18 protein-coding genes are annotated in these 20,276 nt (G+C 48.4%); 10 read left to right on the top strand and 8 right to left on the bottom strand.

Annotation, left to right across the window (positions count from 1 at the left end):
- Positions 1-167: 167 nt before the first annotated feature.
- Genes modA through D0C16_RS24635 form a run of 4 tightly spaced genes read left to right on the top strand, consistent with a single transcriptional unit; the run spans position 168 to position 2,292 of the window.
- Positions 168-935 (top strand): molybdate ABC transporter substrate-binding protein, encoded by a 768-nt coding sequence (gene modA / locus D0C16_RS14720; RefSeq protein WP_225318693.1) that lies wholly within the window; start codon positions 168-170, stop codon positions 933-935.
- A 25-nt stretch (positions 936-960) separates the two neighbouring features.
- On the top strand, positions 961-1,656 hold the full coding sequence (gene modB, locus D0C16_RS14715; protein ID WP_151033052.1) for a molybdate ABC transporter permease subunit: 696 nt from the start codon (positions 961-963) through the stop codon (positions 1,654-1,656).
- 1 nt (position 1,657) lies between these two features.
- Positions 1,658-1,885 (top strand): ATP-binding cassette domain-containing protein, encoded by a 228-nt coding sequence (locus tag D0C16_RS24640; protein ID WP_370458223.1) that lies wholly within the window; start codon positions 1,658-1,660, stop codon positions 1,883-1,885.
- Positions 1,885-2,292, top strand: a complete 408-nt coding sequence (locus tag D0C16_RS24635; protein WP_255482107.1) for an ATP-binding cassette domain-containing protein — start codon at positions 1,885-1,887, stop codon at positions 2,290-2,292. Before D0C16_RS24640 ends, D0C16_RS24635 begins: the two co-directional genes overlap by 1 nt.
- On the opposite strand, the gene D0C16_RS14705 is transcribed toward D0C16_RS24635, so the two are convergent.
- From D0C16_RS14705 to moaA, 3 genes are read right to left on the bottom strand one after another with little or no spacing between them, the layout of a single operon-like run.
- Positions 2,293-2,682 carry a winged helix-turn-helix domain-containing protein gene (locus D0C16_RS14705; RefSeq protein ID WP_151033051.1) on the bottom strand — a complete coding sequence of 130 codons (390 nt, stop codon included), beginning with the start codon at positions 2,680-2,682 and terminating at the stop codon, positions 2,293-2,295.
- Positions 2,683-2,694: 12 nt separating this feature from the next.
- Positions 2,695-3,210: a molybdenum cofactor biosynthesis protein B gene (gene moaB / locus D0C16_RS14700; protein WP_151033050.1), complete on the bottom strand. Its 516-nt coding sequence runs from the start codon at positions 3,208-3,210 to the stop codon at positions 2,695-2,697.
- A gap of 34 nt (positions 3,211-3,244) precedes the next feature.
- Positions 3,245-4,234: a GTP 3',8-cyclase MoaA gene (moaA, locus tag D0C16_RS14695; protein WP_151033049.1), complete on the bottom strand. Its 990-nt coding sequence runs from the start codon at positions 4,232-4,234 to the stop codon at positions 3,245-3,247.
- Between the two features lie 548 nt (positions 4,235-4,782).
- On the opposite strand from moaA, the gene cobA reads away from it, so the two are divergent.
- From cobA to nirD, 3 genes are all read left to right on the top strand, one after another.
- Entirely contained in the window at positions 4,783-5,664 is an 882-nt protein-coding gene (cobA, locus tag D0C16_RS14690; protein WP_151033048.1) for a uroporphyrinogen-III C-methyltransferase, read from the top strand.
- 48 nt (positions 5,665-5,712) lie between these two features.
- Positions 5,713-8,253: a nitrite reductase large subunit NirB gene (gene nirB / locus D0C16_RS14685; protein ID WP_151033047.1), complete on the top strand. Its 2,541-nt coding sequence runs from the start codon at positions 5,713-5,715 to the stop codon at positions 8,251-8,253.
- Between the two features lie 149 nt (positions 8,254-8,402).
- Entirely contained in the window at positions 8,403-8,735 is a 333-nt protein-coding gene (gene nirD / locus D0C16_RS14680) for a nitrite reductase small subunit NirD (protein WP_151033046.1), read from the top strand.
- A 174-nt stretch (positions 8,736-8,909) separates the two neighbouring features.
- Here the strand turns inward: nirD and D0C16_RS14675 are convergent, their stop codons facing one another.
- The 3 genes from D0C16_RS14675 to D0C16_RS14665 all read right to left on the bottom strand — a co-directional run bounded on the left by D0C16_RS14675 (position 8,910) and on the right by D0C16_RS14665 (position 12,180).
- The gene (locus D0C16_RS14675; RefSeq protein ID WP_151033045.1) at positions 8,910-10,136 is read right to left on the bottom strand and encodes a sensor domain-containing diguanylate cyclase; all 1,227 of its coding nucleotides are present in this window, start codon (positions 10,134-10,136) and stop codon (positions 8,910-8,912) included.
- Between the two features lies 1 nt (position 10,137).
- Positions 10,138-10,581, bottom strand: coding sequence for a nucleoside deaminase (locus D0C16_RS14670; RefSeq protein ID WP_225318692.1), 444 nt, complete (start codon positions 10,579-10,581; stop codon positions 10,138-10,140).
- Between the two features lie 693 nt (positions 10,582-11,274).
- Positions 11,275-12,180, bottom strand: coding sequence for an AraC family transcriptional regulator (locus D0C16_RS14665; RefSeq protein WP_225318691.1), 906 nt, complete (start codon positions 12,178-12,180; stop codon positions 11,275-11,277).
- 428 nt (positions 12,181-12,608) lie between these two features.
- On the opposite strand from D0C16_RS14665, the gene D0C16_RS14660 reads away from it, so the two are divergent.
- From D0C16_RS14660 to D0C16_RS14650, 3 genes are all read left to right on the top strand, one after another.
- Positions 12,609-13,085, top strand: coding sequence for an ester cyclase (locus D0C16_RS14660; RefSeq protein WP_151033043.1), 477 nt, complete (start codon positions 12,609-12,611; stop codon positions 13,083-13,085).
- Positions 13,086-13,235: 150 nt separating this feature from the next.
- Positions 13,236-14,609, top strand: coding sequence for a PAS domain-containing sensor histidine kinase (locus D0C16_RS14655; protein WP_151033042.1), 1,374 nt, complete (start codon positions 13,236-13,238; stop codon positions 14,607-14,609).
- Between the two features lie 227 nt (positions 14,610-14,836).
- Positions 14,837-16,591: a vanadium-dependent haloperoxidase gene (locus D0C16_RS14650; RefSeq protein ID WP_151033041.1), complete on the top strand. Its 1,755-nt coding sequence runs from the start codon at positions 14,837-14,839 to the stop codon at positions 16,589-16,591.
- 83 nt (positions 16,592-16,674) lie between these two features.
- Here D0C16_RS14650 and D0C16_RS14645 read toward each other — a convergent pair whose 3' ends face one another.
- Positions 16,675-17,082, bottom strand: a complete 408-nt coding sequence (locus tag D0C16_RS14645) for a hypothetical protein (protein ID WP_151033040.1) — start codon at positions 17,080-17,082, stop codon at positions 16,675-16,677.
- A 215-nt stretch (positions 17,083-17,297) separates the two neighbouring features.
- Positions 17,298-20,270, bottom strand: a complete 2,973-nt coding sequence (locus D0C16_RS14640) for a class I adenylate cyclase (protein WP_151033039.1) — start codon at positions 20,268-20,270, stop codon at positions 17,298-17,300.
- Positions 20,271-20,276: the final 6 nt, after the last annotated feature.

Genomic DNA, 20,276 nt, shown 5'->3' with positions numbered 1-20,276 from the left:
CGGCTGTCACCAACGGTGCGTTTGTCGGTATCTGGTTTGGAAATCGGGCGCATAGCCAGGAATAGTTAATGAAATCTTGAGTGGCGAGATCCCCAATGTCATTATATATGCTGGTATATAACGGGCATGAAATGACTTTTCAATACTCTGAGTAGGAATTAATGGCGGTGCGAGCAATTATTGAAGTGATGAAAAAAAGTCTGCTTGTCGGTGCGGTGGTCATGGCGAGTTTTGTGCAGGCTGGTGAGGTGAACCTATACGCGGCGGCGAGTTTGACCGATGCGCTCACCGAGTTGGCTAAACGCTACCAGCAACTGCATCCCGATACGCACATCAAAACATCCTTTGCTGGTTCATCCACCTTGGCGAAGCAAATCGAAAATGGCGCGCCGGCAGAGTTGTTTATTTCCGCCGACGACGAGTGGATGGATTATTTGCAAACGCGAAACCTGCTGGACGCGGCCTCCCGAGTGAAGTTATTAACCAATGAATTGGTACTGATTGCTCCTGTAAACCATACACCAGCAATTACGCTGGACAAAAATACGAATCTGGCGAGTCGCTTTACCGGGAAATTATGCACCGGGGAGCCTGCGCATGTGCCCGTTGGGAAATATGCAAAACAGGCCTTACAGTATTTTGGTTGGTGGGATTCCATTAGGCCGCGCTTGGTTGGTACAGAAGATGTGCGTACTGCGCTGGCGTTCGTAGAGCGCGGTGAATGTAGTTTGGGAATTGTGTATAAAACCGACGCCCAATTGAGCAAAAAAATAACGCGAGTAGCGAGCTTCCCACCAGAAAGCCATTTGCCGATTGTGTACCCGGGCGGGTTAACTAAAAATGCTGCTCCTGACGCTCAGGAATTTTGGAAATTTTTGCAGTCCAAGCCCGCGCTGGACGTGTTTGCGCGTTACGGTTTTGGCGTTATTCATTAATCAATAGCAAGTTATAATTTTCTTTATGCTCACAGACGCGGAATGGCAAGTACTGGTTTTATCGGCACAGGTTGGTTTGTGCGCAACCTTTCTGTGTTTATTGCCTGGCGTTTTTTTTGGCTGGTTATTGGCGCGTAAGGAATTTATGGCCAAACCGGTCTTGGAAGCTGCGCTATTTATGCCAATGGTATTACCGCCTACCGTGCCGGGTTATTTGCTGCTAGTGGTGTTTGGTTCCCAAGGGGTGGTGGGGCAGTGGCTCAAAACCCATTTCAATATTGAGTTTGCCTTTAATTGGAAGGGCGCAGTGCTGGCGTCAGCCGTGATTGCATTTCCGCTCATGGTGCAAGCGGCGAAATTATCGGTGCAAATGATTGATCGTCGGTTGGAATTAGCAGCGAGCACTCTGGGGGCAAGCCCTATAAAGGTCTGGTACACAGTCACCTTGCCGCTAATGTTGCCCGGTATATTAATTGGATCAATTATGGTGTTTAGTCGCTCGCTCGGAGAGTTTGGTGCGACTATTACCTTTGTTGGCAATATTGCCGGTGAAACCCGCACGCTGCCTTTGGCTATCTACTCCGCAACGCATCAAATGGACGGCGATGCTATGGCGCTGCGGTTGATTTTGATTTGTCTTGCCCTCGCTTTTTTTTCCTTGTTATTGAGCAATATTCTTACGCATCGCGCTGAGCGCTGGCTGGGAGTTCGTCGTGCTTGAAATGGATTTGCAGTTTCGGCGCGATGAATTTTCGCTGCAGGTAAAACAACAATTCTCTGCACCTATCAACGGTATTCTGGGTGCGTCTGGCAGCGGTAAAAGTACACTGCTGTCGTTAATTGCTGGTTTAGTAAAGCCGCAACAGGGCAGGATTATTTTGAACGGGAAAACACTGTTTGATGCAAGCGTGCGCACCTGTGTTCCCCCCATAAGCGGCACCTTGGTTTGATGTTTCAAGATGGGCAGTTACTGCCCCATTTATCGGTGCGCAATAATTTAGTATATGGCTATAACAATATTGCGCGGGAACAGCGCCGCTTTGGCGTGGATGTAATTGTAGATTTATTGGAAATTGGGCATTTACTGGAGCGCAGGCCGGCACAGTTATCGGGTGGTGAAAAGCAACGCGTGGCATTGGGGCGTGCGGTTTTGTATTCGCCGGAATTATTGCTTCTGGATGAGCCGCTGTCGGCACTGGATGAGCGCTTGAAGCAGCAAATATTGCCCTTCTTTTTACGTATTTACGATGAATGTAAAATCCCGATGATTTATGTTACTCACGCCCTGAGTGAGTTGGAATTTTTAACTTCACACCGCTTTGTGGTGCGCGACGGCACCTTGCATGCCGATGGTTAATTAGCGGGCAGATGGGGCAGGTTTATCGCGCAGCAGTGGTTTAAATTCAGGAAAGTATTGGGCGCTAAGTGCGTGAATATCAGCCTGCAACTGGCGGTAGCGTTTTAATACCTCTACGCCGTAATCCGTAAGCCGAGTACCTCCGCCTTGCGCGCCGCCGGTGGCGGTTTCAACCAAGGGCTGTTGAAAGCAGCGGTTCATGGTATCGACCAACATCCAGGTGCGCCTATAACTCATCCCCATTTGTTTTCCCGCCGCAGAAATAGAGCCGGTTGCCGATATCGCGTCCAACAAATCTATTTTACCGGGGCCAAGGGCAATGTCGTTATCCAGCATTAGGCGCGCCTGAATTTTTAAGCGCGCGCCGCAATGTTTATTTTTCTCGTTCATCGCTCGAGCGTCTTACGATGAGAGGCTCAGTTGGCCAACAAAATTGCAGGGTCGGTTGCGTGCGTCCAACTGTGCTTCGATAATTTTTGTCCAAGCGGTGTTGCATGCGCCGGTAGAGCCGGGCAAACAAAAAATCAGCGTGCGATTGGCGAGGCCCGCCGTCGCGCGCGATTGAATGGTAGAGGTTCCGATTTCTTCGTAAGACACTTGACGAAATAGCTCGCCAAAACCTACTACGGTTTTATCAAAGAGCGGCGTCATTGCTTCTACTGTGGAATCGCGCCCGGCAAAGCCGGTGCCGCCGGTAATCAGTACCACTTGTGCGTGTGTATCCACAATCCAGTTGGAAACTACGGCGCGAATTTGGTAAATATCATCGGTTACCAATTTGCGATCATGTAGTTTGTGGCCGGCCGCGGTTAATAAATCTTGCAGCTTTTGGCCGGAGGTGTCGGTTTCAAAACTGCGCGTGTCGGATACGGTGAGGACACAAATATTGAGTGGTTCGAATTCTTTTTGGGCGCTCATAATTTCTCTCTTGATATTCTCCGTGCGGCGGAGATTATCCCCCGGTCATATTCATAAACCGCACGATTTGCGGTTCGTTATCTAAATCAAAATAATGTTTTTCTGGTTTGTGATGCATGGCATTAACAATTGCGTCGCGCAGCGCGGCTTCCGAATAATGTTCGGAGCGTAGTTGCTGGCGTAAATCCACGCTGTGTTCATTGCCCAGACATAGTAACAGGCGACCTGTTGCTGTGACGCGCACGCGGTTACAGCTGCCGCAGAAGTTGTGCGAATGGGGCGAGATAAATCCGATCCGTGAGCTATACCCTTCTACTTGCCAGTAGCGCGATGGACCTGCATCGGCTTGCGAATTATCCTGGGGCTGTAATTCGTGCGTGAGGCTTAATTGGCTGCGCAATTCGTCGCTGCTGACATATTCTGCCGCGCGCCCATGCTCACTGATTTTGCCGAGCGGCATCTCTTCGATAAAACTAATGTCCAGATCTTCATCCAGTGCGAATTTCACCAGTTCCGGAACTTCGTCGGCGTTGTAATGTTTGAGGGCAACGCAGTTGAGTTTGATCTTGAGTCCGGCTTGCTGTGCGGCTTTGATGCCGGCTAACACCTGATTCAGGTCACCAAAGCGCGTTAGCTGGCGAAATCTATCCGGATTGATGCTGTCCAGGCTGATATTGATGCGTTTAACTCCGGCGTCGCGAATGGCCTGCGCATACTGGGGCAGGTGAGTGCCGTTGGTGGTCATGCACAGCTCTTTCAGGCCGGGCAGTTGGCCCAGGTTTTGGAGTAGCTCTATGATGCCGCGTCTAACCAGGGGTTCGCCGCCGGTGATGCGCAGCTTGGTTACCCCAAGATCGACAAATGCCCTCCCTAGGCTGGCGAACTCTTCAATACTGAGCACCTCGGTGCGGGGCAAAAAAGTCATTTCCTCGGCCATACAGTAAACGCAGCGCAGGTCGCAGCGGTCAGTCACTGACAGGCGAACGTAATTGACGGTGCGGCCAAAGCTATCGATCAGTTGCATATATAAGTAGACGGTTCTGTGAAGGTGGCACTCTAACCCTGCAATTGGGTTGGCTCAAGGTATTTTCCCCTGGCGGTAAAAGAGCCTTGCAAGCCTGCGGCCAGAAATCCCTGGTCGTTGGCGGATGATTGCAAAAAGCGTGTTCCAAAGTGGTGAATCCTAAAATTTTACACCTTTACCGAGCGGCATCAGTGAGCTTTTTTGCAGGTTTCTCCGGGTTTCGGGTGTGATGGCTGGGAATAAAACACTACAAAAAACCAATAATGTATTTATATGGTGCGCGGTGCACCATTACTTTGTTTTTTAATGGTGCATTTCAGCAAAAATTGAAAATTCAATTTTGCTATCAATTGGTGCGGTCTTGCACCAACAAAAACCACAATGTGATTTGATGGGGCTGACGTGCAATTCGATTGGTGGGTGTTTTGGGGTGAGGAGTTATTTCTAACTTATTGATTTTAAATTGGTAAAAATTATTTTTTAGCAAAAATTACGTTATGGCATTTGCCTTGCAGTTACCCCTGTGTAATCAAAATGCAGGTGTTGCCATGATCAATTTCCTTAAAGCTAATGTAGAAATCCTTCCTTCAGCGATGTTGAAAGCGCGTGTGGGTGGTGATGGTTCGGCTAAAAGAGGCGATGACTTCAGCAAAAGCAATCGCACGGGAAAAGTGTGGTTGGTCGGTGCTGGCCCGGGTGATGCTGAGTTGCTCACGGTAAAAGCCATGCGCGCGATTAACTCTGCCGATGTGATTTTTTACGATTATCTGGTGAGTGCCGAGATTCGCGCGCTCTTCCCCAAAAATATTCCCTCTTTCTACGTGGGCAAGGCGAAAAACAAACACAGCATCGCCCAGGAAGATTTAAACCAATTGCTGGTTAACCAGGCGAAGTTGGGTTTAAACGTTTGCCGTATAAAAGGCGGCGATCCGTTTGTGTTTGGTCGCGGCGGCGAGGAATTGTTGGAATTGCGCAGCGCGGGTATTGAAGCGGATGTGATTCCCGGTATTACCTCTGCATCTGGCTGCAGCACCTACGCTGATATTCCCTTGACCCATCGCGGTTTGTCTCAGGGCTGTACGTTTGTTACCGGTCACGCGGAAAAAAGTCTTGATCTGAATTGGGATGCGCTCGCGCAATTAAAACACACGCTGGTGTTTTACATGGGCCTGACCCGCGCCGATGAAATTTCTTCCAAATTATTGGCAGGCGGTTTGGCGGCCGACACTCCTGTAGCCATTATCGAAAATGGTTGCCGCGCCGATCAGCGCAATATTATTTCTTCGCTCAGTGAATTTCCGGCGGATGTCATCCGCGAGCAAGTGCAATCACCGGCACTGATTATTGTGGGTGAAGTGGTGCGCATGCGTGAAAAATTACAAGCAACAGTACAGGCGCATGCTGCCGAAACCAAATATCTGTTGGCTTAATAAACCTTATTAGTTAATACAAAAAATCTTACGACCGTGAGGCAGTATATGAAGAAGCGCATTATTGTTGTTGGCAACGGAATGGTTGGCCATAAATTTATCGATAACCTGGTGAGCCACGCTGACGCGGATCAATACCAGGTAATTACCTTCTCGGAAGAGCCGCGCCTCGCGTATGACCGCGTCCAGCTTTCCAAATATTTCTCTGGCTCTACCGCCGACGATCTGATGCTGACCAGCACGGATTACTACGATGAAAAATCGGTGCAATATATCCTGAGCGATAAAGTCGTCGATCTGGATTTGGATAACAAAGAAATTGTAACCGCATCTGGCCGTCGCGAAGGCTACGACAAGTTAGTTCTGGCTACCGGTTCATTTCCGTTTGTTCCACCGATTCCTGGCAACAACGGTGAACACTGTTTGGTGTACCGCACCATTGAGGATTTGGAGCGCATTACTGCTTCGGCACAGCAAAGTAAAATTGGTGTGGTCGTTGGCGGTGGCTTGTTAGGTTTGGAAGCGGCAGCGGCATTAAAAGCAGCTGGCCTTGAAACTCACGTCGTGGAGTTTGCTCCACGGTTAATGGCGGTGCAGCTCGATGAAGGCGGCGGTAAATTATTGCGTCGCAAAATTGAAGCCATCGGTGTAAAAGTACACACCCAAAAAGCAACTAACGAAATTGTTGCCGGTACTGAAGCGCGCTATCGCATGAACTTTGCTGATGGCAGCCATTTGGAAACCGACATGATTTTGTTCTCTGCCGGTATTCGCCCGCAGGATGAACTCGCACGTAAATTTGGTATTGGTGTGGGCGAGCGCGGCGGTATTGTGGTGGATAATAATTGTCAAACCACGATTAAAGACGTTTACGCGATTGGTGAGTGTGCGCTGTGGAATAATCGTATTTACGGTTTGGTGGCGCCCGGTTATCAAATGGCAAAAGTGGCTGTGTCACACATCACCGGTGGTAGCGATCAATTTATGGGTGCTGATATGAGCACTAAGTTGAAATTACTCGGTGTTGACGTAGCATCTGTTGGTGATGCGCACGGCAACACTCCCGGTTCACTCAGCTACACCTACAGCAACGACGTAGAAGAAGTTTACAAGCGCATTATTGTTTCTGCTGACAATAAAAAATTGTTGGGAGCGGTATTAGTCGGCGATGTAGATGCCTACGGCACCTTGCAATCCATGTGTGTTAACGGTATGGATTTACCGGAAGATCCTAATTGTTTAATCCTGCCGAATGTTGAAGGCGGCGGTGCGGCAATCGGTGTGGATGCATTGCCGGAATCTGCCTGTGTGTGCTCCTGTTACGACGTCAGTAAAGGTGCAATTTGCTGCGCAGTGCAAGATGGTGCGCGCACCATGGGCGATATTAAAGCAGTTACCAAAGCATCGACTGGATGTGGCGGTTGCTCGGCCTTGGCAAAACAAGTTATGGATTCAGAGCTGCTGAAGCTCGGTGTAGAAGTTAGCAACCATATTTGCGAACACTTCCCTCACTCGCGTCAGGAATTGGCTGACATAGTTCGTATCAAGCAAATCAAAACCTTTGATGACTTGTTGGATTCCCATGGTCACGGTTTGGGTTGCGATATTTGTAAGCCAGCAGTGGCTTCTATCCTCGCCGGTTTCTGGAACGAATATGTTCTGGATAAAAAGCATATCGGTCTGCAAGACACCAACGATATTTTCCTCGGCAATATGCAAAAAGACGGCACCTACTCAATTGTGCCGCGTATCGCCGGTGGTGAAATTACTCCCGAGAAATTAATTGTGCTGGGTGAAGTAGCAAAAGAGTACAAGCTCTACACCAAAATCACCGGCGGCCAGCGTATCGATTTGTTCGGTGCACAGCTGCATCAATTGCCTGCCATCTGGAAAAAATTGGTGGATGCCGGTTTTGAAACGGGGCACGCTTACGGTAAATCATTGCGCACGGTGAAATCCTGTGTGGGCTCAACCTGGTGCCGTTACGGTGTATTGGATTCCGTGGGCATGGCGGTGATTTTGGAAAATCGCTACAAAGGTGTTCGCTCACCGCACAAAATGAAATTTGCCGTTTCCGGTTGTACGCGTGAATGTGCGGAAGCGCAGTCCAAAGACTTTGGTGTGATTGCGACTGAGACTGGTTGGAGTTTGTATGTGTGTGGTAACGGCGGAATGCGTCCACGTCACGCCGATTTGTTTGCGACCGGTCTGGATGATGTCACCCTGATTAAATATATCGACCGCGTAATGATGTTCTACATTCGCACTGCTGATCGTTTGCAACGTACCTCTGTGTGGATGGAAAACATGGAAGGCGGTTTGGATTACCTGAAGAAAGTGGTGATCGATGACAAGCTCGGCCTGTGTGCAGAGTTGGAAGAGCAAATGAATTACAACATCAGCCAATACCAGTGCGAGTGGAAAACCACGGTTGAAAATGAAGAGTTACAAAAACGCTTCAAGCACTTTATTAACAGCGAAGCCAAGGATGACAACCTGGCTTACGTGGTTGAGCGCGAACAAATTCGCCCTGCGACTGCACTGGAGCGCCAAAACAGCAATATCCAGTTTGTGGAATTGGTGGATTAACAATCCCTCCCAACCTCCCTTTTTCAAAGGGAGGGGTTTTCCCCCTTTGAAAAAGGGGGCTAGGGGGATTCGCTTTTAGTCCCACCTAACCTCCTTTTAATGGGAGGAGTGATGCAGAACTACGAATTACATTTTTTGTGAGAAAAATTATGAGCGAAAAACCCTGGATCAGCGTGTGCGAATTAAGTGATTTATTACCTGACACCGGCGTGTGTGCACTGGTGAATAAACAGCAAGTAGCGATTTTCCGTTCACGTCGTTTGAACGAAGTTTTTGCGGTGTCCAACTACGATCCTATTGGTGAGGCCAATGTCCTGTCGCGTGGAATTATTGGCTCAATAGGTGATGAAGTGGTTGTGGCATCGCCGCTTTATAAAGAGCACTACAACCTGCGTACGGGTGAGTGCCTGGAAAAACCGGAATACAAAATTGCAGTATTCCCGGTGCGTTTGGATGACGGCCTGGTGCAGGTTCAAGCGTAATTATTGTTTTAACAGATTGTTGTAATAGTTTTTGGTTTGTACGTGAGCTTTCCTTCTTCTTCGACTGCTTCATGAGTCGGCTTAATGGGCAACCCTTCGGGTTGCCCTTTTTTCTTTGTGCCGCATAGGATTTACTTTCAACGCGCAGCTTTTGATTAGTCTCGCAGCTGTTAATCAACCTCGCACAAAAAGGCTGATCGGATTTTGATGCTTTTGTTGATACATGCGTTGATCGGCAATTTGTGTCAGCTCGTGTGCATCCTTGCCGTCCTGTGGATAAAACGCAGTGCCTATGCTGCAACCAATTTGCACCCGCTGGTCACCCACAAAAAATAAACTGCCAAGTGTTTGCTGGATTTTATCGCTCACAATAGCGGCGTGCGCGGTATCGTCAATTTGATGCAATAAAATCACGAACTCGTCGCCACCAATACGCGCGACCGTATCCGACGAGCGCACGCAGCTCAGTAACCGTTGCGCCACTTGTTTTAATAATTCATCGCCTATTGCATGGCCGTGGCGATCATTGACTGGCTTGAACTTATCCAGATCCAGTAGCATTACCGCAAGCACTCGCTCATGGCGTTTGCAATAACTGAGCGCTTGTTGCAAACGGTCATCAAACAGTGCGCGATTGGGTAAACCTGTGAGGTTGTCGTGCTGCGCCATAATTCGATGCAGCTCTTCACTTTTGCGCAAGGCTTCTAGCGATAACTTGCGTTCAATGGCAATTTCGGCGAGGTAGGCAGATTCATCAATCAATTTGATTTCTTCGGCATCGGGTGCGCCTATTCGGTTTTTATAAATCACAAATACGCCCAGCACTTGCTGGTTGTGATTGGTAATTGGTTCGGCCCAACAGGAAGCGAGGTTGGCTTGCGCAGCAAGTTCCCGGAATCCGGACCAATTGGGGTGTGTTTGAATATCAGTGGTAATGGCGCGCTGCCCTGTAACTGCCGCTTCTCCAAATGCGGCGAGCGTTCCATCAAAGGCGAGCCCGTCAATCGCATCGCAATAAAAACCCGGCAGGCTAGGCGCTGCAGCAAGATGAAAGCACTGGTGTTCATGATCAACTAATAAAATGCTGCAGCGCAGTTCCGGATTCAGGTTTTCAACGCCTTGAACCAGACTGGTCATGATTTCATTGAGTGGATCGTCGGCGGCGATTTGCGCGAGGACCAGGTTGTGATTGCGCTGTTGCACATCCACGCTGCGCATGAGTCGCACCATGTTGTGTAATTTGCGATTAACTCTATAGGTATGCAGCGCAGCCGCCGCGAACAGCAGCAGGCCGCTAAGAACACCTACACCGATGTATACCCAACCGTAATCGGCGGCAGCCATGGCGTGCGTAGGCAAGCTGGTGATGCCTGCCACAAGTAAGGTGGACAACTTACGCACCTTATTCACCTATATCCTCATTCCAGAGTTCGGGGTTGTGCGCAATAAAATCGCGCATTAGTTGTTGGCATTCTTCGTTGTTGTGAATCTCCAGAGTCACTCCGCGGCTGCGTACATAGGCTTCCGGCCCCTGGAAAGTGGTGTTTTCACCGACGACCACCTTGGGGATTCCGTATAGCAGGACGGTGCCGCTGCACATATCACATGGCGATAGGGTGGAGTAGAGTGTCGCCCGTTGGTAATCGCGCGCGCTGAGCCGACCGGCATTTTCCAGACAATCCATTTCCGCATGCAAAACACACGAACCTTTCTGGATGCGCTGGTTGTGGCCGCGCCCGACGATACGGCCATCGATCACTAATACCGATCCAATAGGAATGCCGCCTTCTTCCAACCCTTTCCTGGCTTCCTCAATTGCGGCTTGCATAAATGGGTCCATAGTCATGAGTAAAGCTCCTTGATAGATATTGCTGAGTGTAGTGGCTGTTAATTCGTCAGAAGAGGATTTTTCAGGAAAACTTTGTGTGACAAGGTTGGTATGGCATCCCATTTTGCGAATTGGCGCCGCAGAAAACCTGTACCTGCTTGGCATTATCGATTTACAAGGCTAAATAAAGCGCAAAAAATTGTAAAAGGAACTTGTTTGATGAAGTTTTGCTTGGGGCGCGACCTTTGTCACAGTTCTAAAAATTCATTTTTTATGCAAAAAAGTTGTGATATCGGTTCAGGTTTTGAGCAGGGATCTCGCCGACAATAGCGCCCACAATAACGACGAATAATTTGGGTAATGGCAAGAGCTAAGCTTCACTGGAAAACTGCCGGGGCAAACCAGGCAGCCACCCGCGAACGGCGCTAACCGTTTTTGGGAATGGCCAGGGATAAGTTTTTCGCTTGCCCGTCACTGTGCAAGACAATAACGATGAATAAGGCTTCTACGGTGGTGATTTGGCGTCCGCCAATCGGTTCGTGTTACTAATTTCCTGGTGAGGCGATGTTTTTCTGAGAGGAACCATCGCCTACGTAATTCCCCCTGCGCAGTTATTGTCAGTAGCGGCCGACAATTCTTCCAATCCTATTTATCCCTAGTCCTCATCTCCTCGTGAGCACGGCTCGATGTTCACACCAACTGGCTGTTTGCCTAGGCATTCAATAATTCTGGGTTTGCATTGCGGATACGCGCGAGGTCGCGCACCGGCGGCAAACCAAACATGCGGTGATATTCGCGATTAAATTGCGATGGGCTTTCGTAGCCGACGCGATGACTGGCGGTTGCCGCATCCAGATTCTCACTGAATAACAGGCGTCGCGCTTCTTGCAGGCGCAATTGTTTTTGGAATTGCAGAGGCGTCATATTGGTGATTGTTTTGAAGTGTGCATGCAGTGCTGAATTACTCATGCAAGCCAGTTGCGCCAGATCTTCAATTCGCCAGTTTTTATGGTAATCGCGCTTCAACGCGTTAATCACCCGCGCAATTTGCTGGGCATGGCTGTCGGTTTGCGCAGTTTGTTGCAAGGTGATGGCTTGTTCGTCTTGCAGTAGTCGATAAAGAATTTCCCGCTCCACCAACGGCGCAAGGATTGGCAAATCTTTCGGAGTATCAAGCAAGCGCAGCAGGCGCAATACCGCATCGAGCAACTGGTAATTGGCCTGGCTGACAAACAGCCCGCGCTTGAGTGTTTTTTCCGGGCGCAACAGCTGGCGATTTTCGACCAGCATCTCGCTGATTTTGTGCGGCTTTAATCCCAAGCGGATACACAGGTAGGGTTGCTCCGCGCTAGCTTCGATTACCTGGCCGCGCACCGGCAAATCTACCGATGCAACCAGATAATGGGAGGGATTATAGATATAGGTTTCGTCGCCCAGGCGCGCTTGCTTTTGCCCTTGCGCGATGATGCATACCGACGGCTCATAAATACTGTGGGTTATTGCCGTGGGTTGATCGCTGCGAAACAATTGCACGCATTCAAGGGCAGTGGGCGTCATGCCTTCATTCAGCGCCACGCATCGTGCACGCATTGCCAATTCAGCTAACAGGTTATTCATTTCACTGTTCATCGGGCGTCTCTTTTAAATAGCGAAAAATAGCCGTTGTCGGTTGGTACAGAGTGTAATAACTTGCCCGTTGCGGTTAAATCGATTGGCCTTGAGTCTGGAGTTTTAGGCAATGACTGGCGAGGAATCTGCTACCGACGCAAATAATTGGCTCTCTATAGTGGCTCCATCAGGTCGGAATTCGCCGGCCCTTTCCAAGCGGACCCCGACCAAAAGTTTGTATTAATCATTACCAGCTTAGATGAGTGTCTGGTCCGTAGCCGTCAGCGCTGGTAGCTACAAACTGCAACATTTTATTGCAAGGCTACTGACATAATCTGCCGGTGTTTGACCTTACCTTGGAGTAAGGTTTCATACTGCAGTCGGTGCTACCAAACCGGCTGCGCATCACTAGAATCCCCACAAGGGAAGGAGTCAATATGTACCATCACCAACACCTCGCCGCTCAGGTCAAACAATTCCTCAATGGTGCCCTCTCGGCTCCTCAAAGCCAGTTGGATAATCTGCTGGCCCCGCAGATTCACTGTTGGGGTTTTCCAGAGTTTGATCCCACCAATCGGGCGGAATATCAGGGATTTTTCAATTATCTGGTGGATGTATTTGCACAGCGCCAATGGTCGATTGAACAATTGCTCGCCAGTGATTCTCAGGTACTGGTGCGATTTCACATTAGCGGTTATCACCACGAAGAGTTTATGGGATTACCGGCGACCGGCGCTTACCTGGAATTTAGTTCACACATCTTGTTTCGGGTACGTGATGGTTTAATTGACGAATCCTGGATGTATAAAAAATCCCTGCGTATGACCACCAAAAAAGGCAATGTGTTTGAGCTAATCCCCGATGCCAGGTTGCAGACAGGTCAGCTCCCAGCGGTACTGTCGCGCTGCAGTTAAACCGGATCTCGCGTTAATCGGTATAGCTCAATACGGCCTGAGGAGCTGGTTCTTTAGCGGGGGGATCGAGTAAAATCACGCTCCTGATCTGGATTTCCCCGACACTGCATACACAGTGAACTGCCCCCGGGCTGCTATGAGATTTTCCCCATGAGACAACTTCTGCTTTTTTGTGCGCTGGCCATGACCAGTCTTGGCGCCCGCGCTGATATGTTCGCCATCTTCCGTGAGCCCGATGGCAGCACCAAATGGCAGTATGTGGCCAACACCTCGGCGGGGGTTTTAATTATTACCTTGGTAATTGTGCTGCTGTTTTTGTTTCGCGCCCATCGCCGCGCCATGCGTTGGAACCGCGCGCTCACTGATATCAAAGTCAATCTGGAACAGCGGGTTGCCCAACGTACTGCAGTGTTGCAGCAAACTACTGAGCAATTACAAGAGCGCGAGGCTTATATCGCGAGCATTGTTAACTCTATGCCGGTGATGTTGATTGGCTTGAATCAGCAGTTGCACATTACCCAGTGGAACAAAAAAGCTGAAGAAATTACCGGACGCCCGCTGCAGGATGTGATTGGTAAAAATTTGTGGGAGGCTTATTCCGCGATCACGCTTACCAAAGAGCAGGTGCAGGCGGTATTGGCGAGTGGAGAAACCACTAGCCTTAAACACACCCAGCGCGGTCAATACACCTTTGATATCACGCTGTATCCACTCGACAATCAAAACACCGGCATAGTGATTTTGATTTCGGATGTCACCAAGTTAGTCAGCGCCGAAAATAAATTGGCAGAACGTGATAAAGTATCGGCCATGGGGGAATTGGCTTCTGCGATGGCTTACGACATTAGCTTGCCGATTAATACCATTTTTGCGCGCGTTTCCAGTGCGCGTCAGGAAATTGAAGCTGCTGAGTTGGGCGAGGTAAAACAATTTCTATTACAGGAAGTGGAAACCGTACGTCAAAGTGCGCAACAAGCTACTGCGATTGCGCACAATTTATTGGATCTGGCGCGTGCGCATCGCGACAGCAAACAGCTCGCAGAAATTCCGCCGATTATGGATCGTGCCATCGAACTGGCGAGCGATTTGTTTACTGATGTAAATGGCATCACCTTTAAATACATTAATATCCGCCGCAACTATGCTGACGCATTGCCGCAAATTCCCTGCTTTGCTACTGAGTTGGAACAAGTATTTGTGCGTTTGATGCGCAATGCCTTTTATGCGCTTAATGCTAAATTGTGGGATGAACACAACAAGCCTTGGATAAATATAGAGATAGGAACGTTTTATGATTCACTCTGGATTAAACTGGAACACAACGGCAAGAGCTTAACCGAAGAAGAACAACTGGATATTTTCCAGCCCTTCTTTGCGCTGAGTGAACACAACTCCAGCTTCCCGGTGGAGCAGCGCTTGTCTTACTCGCATTTTATTATTACCGATCATCATCGCGGCCAAATGGCAGTCACTTCTGATGATGAACATGGAACCTGCTTTAATATTCAATTAGCGTTGCGTTAATAGTTTTACATTGTCAATAAAGCGGCCAGTGAAAACTTGCCGCTTTTTTTTTGCTAAAAATCTTAGTTCCCCCCTATATGGGGGATGTGCTGGACTGGCTTGGTTCATTCTAATTGGTGTCGGTAATACCATGTGACACCTTATTGTTGTTAGCTCAGGGCAATTGCAGGGGGATTGTCACATTCATCTAACGTTTGAATTGCTGATTACATAAGGAGAGCAGAAAAATGGTTATGCCCACGAATAATGGTGATGAGTCAATTGATTTCACACCTGATTGTAGTACTCCGGAAGAGGCATTGTTTTTAGGAAATTTCCATAAGACCCTGCCACACAACCAGTATGGTGAAGTTGATTCTGTGGCTTACCGAAAATTTAAAGGGATCTGCAATGCGGTTGAACAGGGAATGCCGGTCAACTTTGAAGATGTACCGAAGGGTAGTCCGATCCTCGTTTATCCGCATGATATGGTGAGGGCCTTGAGAGGGACAGCGAAATTCACCAGTCCGTTAGCGGGCGCTTCCACCGAATCATTGGGGCCATTACCTAAATCCATGGAGATGATTCCCGCCCCCTCGGTTAAATCTCACACCACGGCGGCGGAAATGGTCGAGCTTTATTGGATGGCCTATTTGCGCGATAAAGATATTTATGAGTTTTGTTCTAGTGATCCGGAAATTCAACAAGCCGTTGAGGATATTTCAAAAGCCTATACCAAAGCACAGAACGCAAAAAATAAAACCTGGGGTGACATTGAAGTTGGTCTGGATATTCCTGAAACAATAGATGTGAATTCATTGTTTCGCTGTGGGCTAAAAGACGAAGAGTTTGGCCCTCTGGTAAGTCAGTTTTTTTTGCATGACATTGCCTATGGCACTCAAACGATTGTGCCCGATCAGTTTCCCTATGCAGCAGGTCGAGATTTTCTGGTTGACTATAAAGCCTGGCTTCATGCGCAAAATACCGGAAAAGATTCTTATGGGCGTGATTACGCAAATTGTAATTACTTTGCTGATGACCCCGCTTATTATGAGAAGTCCAAGCGCAAAATCGCGACTATGCGAGATTTGGCGCGCTTTGTTAATCGTGATGCCTTGCATCAGGCTTACTTTAATGCCGCATTATTTTTGGATTCTCATGGAGCAAAAATCGATAGCGGTAATCCGTACAGTGGTACTTTGTACACTCGAGAAGGCGGCTTTGCGACTCTCGGTGGCCCAGATTTACTGACCCTGGTTTCCGAGGTTGCCAGTCGCGCACTTAAAGTGGTCTGGCGGCAAAAATGGTTGGTTCATCGCCGCTGTCGGCCGGAAGTTTACGGTGGGTTGTTACATGTTAAGCACATAGGAGCAGATGATGATCCCGCATTAAAACGCAATTATGATTTAAATGATGCAGACGCGGAGGTTGTTTTATCTTCAGCTATCGCTGGGATGTTAAAGACCAAGTACGGAAAACAGCAGTTGTTACTGCCAATGGCCTTTTCTGCCGGGTCCCCTGCACACCCAGCTTATGGTGCTGGGCACGCAACTGTGGCTGGTGCATGTGTAACTGTGCTCAAAGCATGGTTCGATGAAGATCAAAAATTTGAATCGCTGTTTACCAGCGCGGCCAAGTGTATAAAAGGTCCCAAGGAGCCGCCGTCACCTCTTCCAGTCGCAGGCATTTTGTATCCGAGTTTGAGCGGGCCAACCGCTACGCCACCCACGTGTTTGAATGATAAAGAAGTTAAGAAAATAAGTTCGATGACTGTTGGGGGGGAGCTTAATAAGGTTGCAGCGAATGTTGCTATGGGGCGGAGTATGGGAGGAGTACATTGGCGGACGGACAATACGCGCAGCCTAAGATTAGGGGAGCAGATTGCTATAGAGATCCTCAAAAAACGTACCCTGGAATATGCGGAGTACCCCGTGTCTTTTACCTTCACCAGCTTTGATAAAAAATCCATTCGGATTGCGAATGGAGAAGCGATTTATTTATAGCTCATTGCTCTGAGAGCCGGGTAGAGTGTGCTCGGCTCTCAGGCAGAGGTTAATCCGTAGCAGGAGGGTGACTTGGCGCAATGCTAGTTAATTTTACGCCAATGTTCCTCAATTAAAATTCCATCTTCTAAGCCCTTGTGAATCCAAACGCCCTCTTTAATTTCGCAATTAAATTCATAAGTTTTTCCCATCAAGCGCGCTTCAGACGTTGCGTCTACGGTTTCTTTGTAATCTTTGCCCTGAAGGCTGTAGGTGCCTGAAGCGGCAACGGTAAATTTTCCGGATTTATCCCAAGTGATAAAGGTGAAGTGTCGGTCAGATAATACTTTGCGGGAAAGGGTTGTTTTATCTTTAATTTCGCCAACCACCTCACCTGTGCTGTTTTTGTAAACCGCATATTCAAGTTCCCAGGCTCCCGTTAATTCACCGGCCTGTGCCCACGAGCTAATCACCAATAACAGGCTGGTTACTGCTGCATAAATAGTTTTCATTGTCGATTTTCTCTCTGTTGTGTTTGTTATGTTGGTTGTGCGGGTTTTTGTCAGTGTGACTGAAAGGTTCCACGTTGTGCTGTGGTTAGGTTGCCGCATTGAAATTATGCCTGAGCGAATAAACACAGCCAGCCCGCTAAACAAAAATTAATAGTTGTTAACGCGGTCTATCGGAGTAGGTAGCTGGTGCGAATTAAGAATTGGTGGGCGAGAAATCACAGTTGCGCGAGAGCTTGATTCAATCGGCGCTCCAAATCAGCTTTTAATTGAAGATAATGGCCAAGTTGTAAACCGGTTTGCTGGGCGAGAACGTCGCGACAGAGGGATAGATCCAGGTCGGTAATGTAACAGGGGTAACGCTCATTGCGCTGGCGACGACGCATAATATAGCTGGCGACAGCTTTAAATAAATCGGCGCCATACGCCAATGTAGAAAATTCCTGCTCATCGCAAAAAATTGTGAAGCGTAGTTCCTGATCATCCATTTCGGCGATGGCTTTGATATTGATAAAATGCAATTGACTGACTTCACGCTGTAGGCCGCGCGCCTCCACAAATCCGTGCTGTTGTTTAAAGTTTCCCATTAGTTCATACAGATAAATCGTTTCCTGCTCAACATGTTTATTGTTGAGGTCACCATCCATATGCAAGCGCTGTAGCGCGGCGCGAATAAAATGCACCAGTGGGCGAAGTAGCGTTTGCTGGTTATGGAATTCGGTGCGAGCACTAAACAACGAGCCCTTTTCATCGATCAGTGTGATAATGGCTTGGCTGTTTTGTTGTTGATAAAACACATAAATGCCATTGGGTTTTAGCGTATTGCAGATAAGGCGCAAGGGTTTGTCGCGCAGGCAATAACTGTCTATGACAATAGGGCTAAATTCCAACTGTGGCTGGCTGAGTTTTTCCAACAGTTTTTCATAGGTTTTAAAACGAGAAATTTGCGGTTGCTGCTGGAAAAATTGCAACAACAAGTATTCATCACCGACTTCCAGAACATAACGGCTGGTGCGCGGCCGCGTTCCGGAGTAGAAGCAACTGATAATGTCGCGCCAAAGCTCGGTCAAGCGCTGGGCAATATTGCTTCCTTGGCCAATGCTAAAACAGCGCACGGTTAATTCGGGCAATGACGCATGTTTTCCGGGAGGTATTAAACGAAAATAATGTTGCAAACAATTTACCAGAGCATCACTGGCGTAATGACGGCATAACAGCTCGCCCCAGGAGTTGATCTGAATTACATCTGCGTTCAGCATCAGGTTTTCGCGCAAGCCGCTGTAGCCCAAAGCATCTTTTTGACTGGTTAGCATTTGCATGCCTTTTTTATGCAGTTCAGATTGAGGCTCCACGCCAACATTAATAATAAACAGTAAGCGTTCCACGCTCGCTGGCCGTGTAAACTGCTGGTGATCGGTAGCAAGCGGTAATGGCAACCATTGTTGCAAGGTTTGCAGCAATTGTTGTTTTTGTAAACTGCTGAGCACAAATCCGCTACCCACTATATCTATTTTAGTGTGACTGGCCATAATTTCATTGGCATGGCACCAGAGCAACAACTCCATCAGGTTGCGTGAGCGTTTAATGGGTTCCACATTTATATTGCGCAAGCTCAGGTCGTTAAAACTGCCACGCAATAATTGCCAGCTTTCACCAGCTTCGCTTTGCTCGCGAATGCAACACAAATGGTCTTCGCTTAAGTCACGCGAGATGCCCGGGTTAATCCATTCTATTTTTCCCGCTTTGCGTTCAAAGGCAGCATGCAGTTTGCGCCCGAGTATCAATAGCTCTTCATTGCTGATGGCAATGTCTTGCCCTTGATGCTTGTTTAATTCGTTGAGTAGGCGATAGCTTTGGTTTAATTCGTTAACCAATAGCGCTCGTTCGCTAATAACATGGGGCGCTTTCCAATAGGCGCGGTTGTCGAGCATATGCAATTGATGGGTGGACCATTGCCAGGTTTTTACCAGCTCTTCCAATAATTTTCGTTGCCAGGATTTATTCGGGTTTCGACTGGTGCGCGATAGGGCCTTATTGACTTTAAAATAAAAGCATCGGCGGACTAATTCCAGGCGCTGCAATTGATGGTGCAGGTTCAAATAATTTTCCAGCCGCTGATACACCATGACATAAGGGTCGAGGAGATCGGCATCCGGCGTGGCGGCGTAGATGGCGCGCTTGAAACTGAGGGCCAGTGGTTCGCTGGTCGTTGATAGTTTCTGCTGGTGATGTGCTGCTGGGTCTTCGGTAATTTGCATATCAGCGGACAGTGAGTCAGCATCTTCTGCACTCACTGCCATGTTCGCCATATTGCTCGCATAGGCTTCGAGCAATAAAAGTTTTAGTACGGATTTATACGGTGACTCTATGCCCTTGTAGAGTTGCCATACACCGGCACCCACAAATTCATTCGCGGGAATTTCCGGTAACCCGCCAAAATCAATGACTTCTTCCGGCTTAATAAAACGTTTGCTTAATAATTTTTCACGATAGATTGCGTAGTCTGCCTCTTGCGAAGCAGGAATAAACCACCAGAGCGGGACCTTACCGGCAAGCCACAATGCGGTGCGATAAAACTCGTCTAATAACAAATAATGTTGCGCAGAGCCACTACCTTCGGTGCTTAACTGCTGGCCGCGCAAGTTGGAGAATTCACCGTTCTGCATTAAAAAACAGTGTACTTCAAGGTGGATTTGCTGTTCGGCCCATTGACTAATGAGCGAACATTTTCGATCCAGCTCCTGTAGTTGTTGCGGCTCATCACCCAAGCTATGGCACACCCAAATATCCAGATCGCTCGCATCACTTTGTGCAACAGTGCCGACACTTCCCATTAAAAACAGTGCATCTATTTGCGCTTGTTTTTCGGTCAGGTCGCGATTGTATTGAAAGCTGCGCGCAATAATTTTTGCCAGGCGCAATTCATCGTTGTTGGGTGAGTATTGGTAAATGCCAGCTGGCGTAGAGTGCGAACAATAGCCGGGCAGCATCGGATGGTTTACGTGAAACAGCAGCGGTAATAATTGCAAAAACTGTTGTTGACGATCAGACAATGCAGCGCAGGTGCGTTCATGACGAACGCGATTCAAATCCATAAAGCGCTGTTTTAGTTGGCTGAGTTGCTTGCGGTCCACACCCTCATCGATGTTGTGAATGTCGATGGGGCGCGATGGAATAAGCTTGGATTGCATGAATCG

Source organism: Cellvibrio sp. KY-GH-1 (genome assembly GCF_008806975.1).
Lineage (GTDB): Bacteria > Pseudomonadota > Gammaproteobacteria > Pseudomonadales > Cellvibrionaceae > Cellvibrio.
Note: the sequence above shows the minus strand (reverse complement) of the source record. Positions and strands in the feature narration are given on the sequence as shown.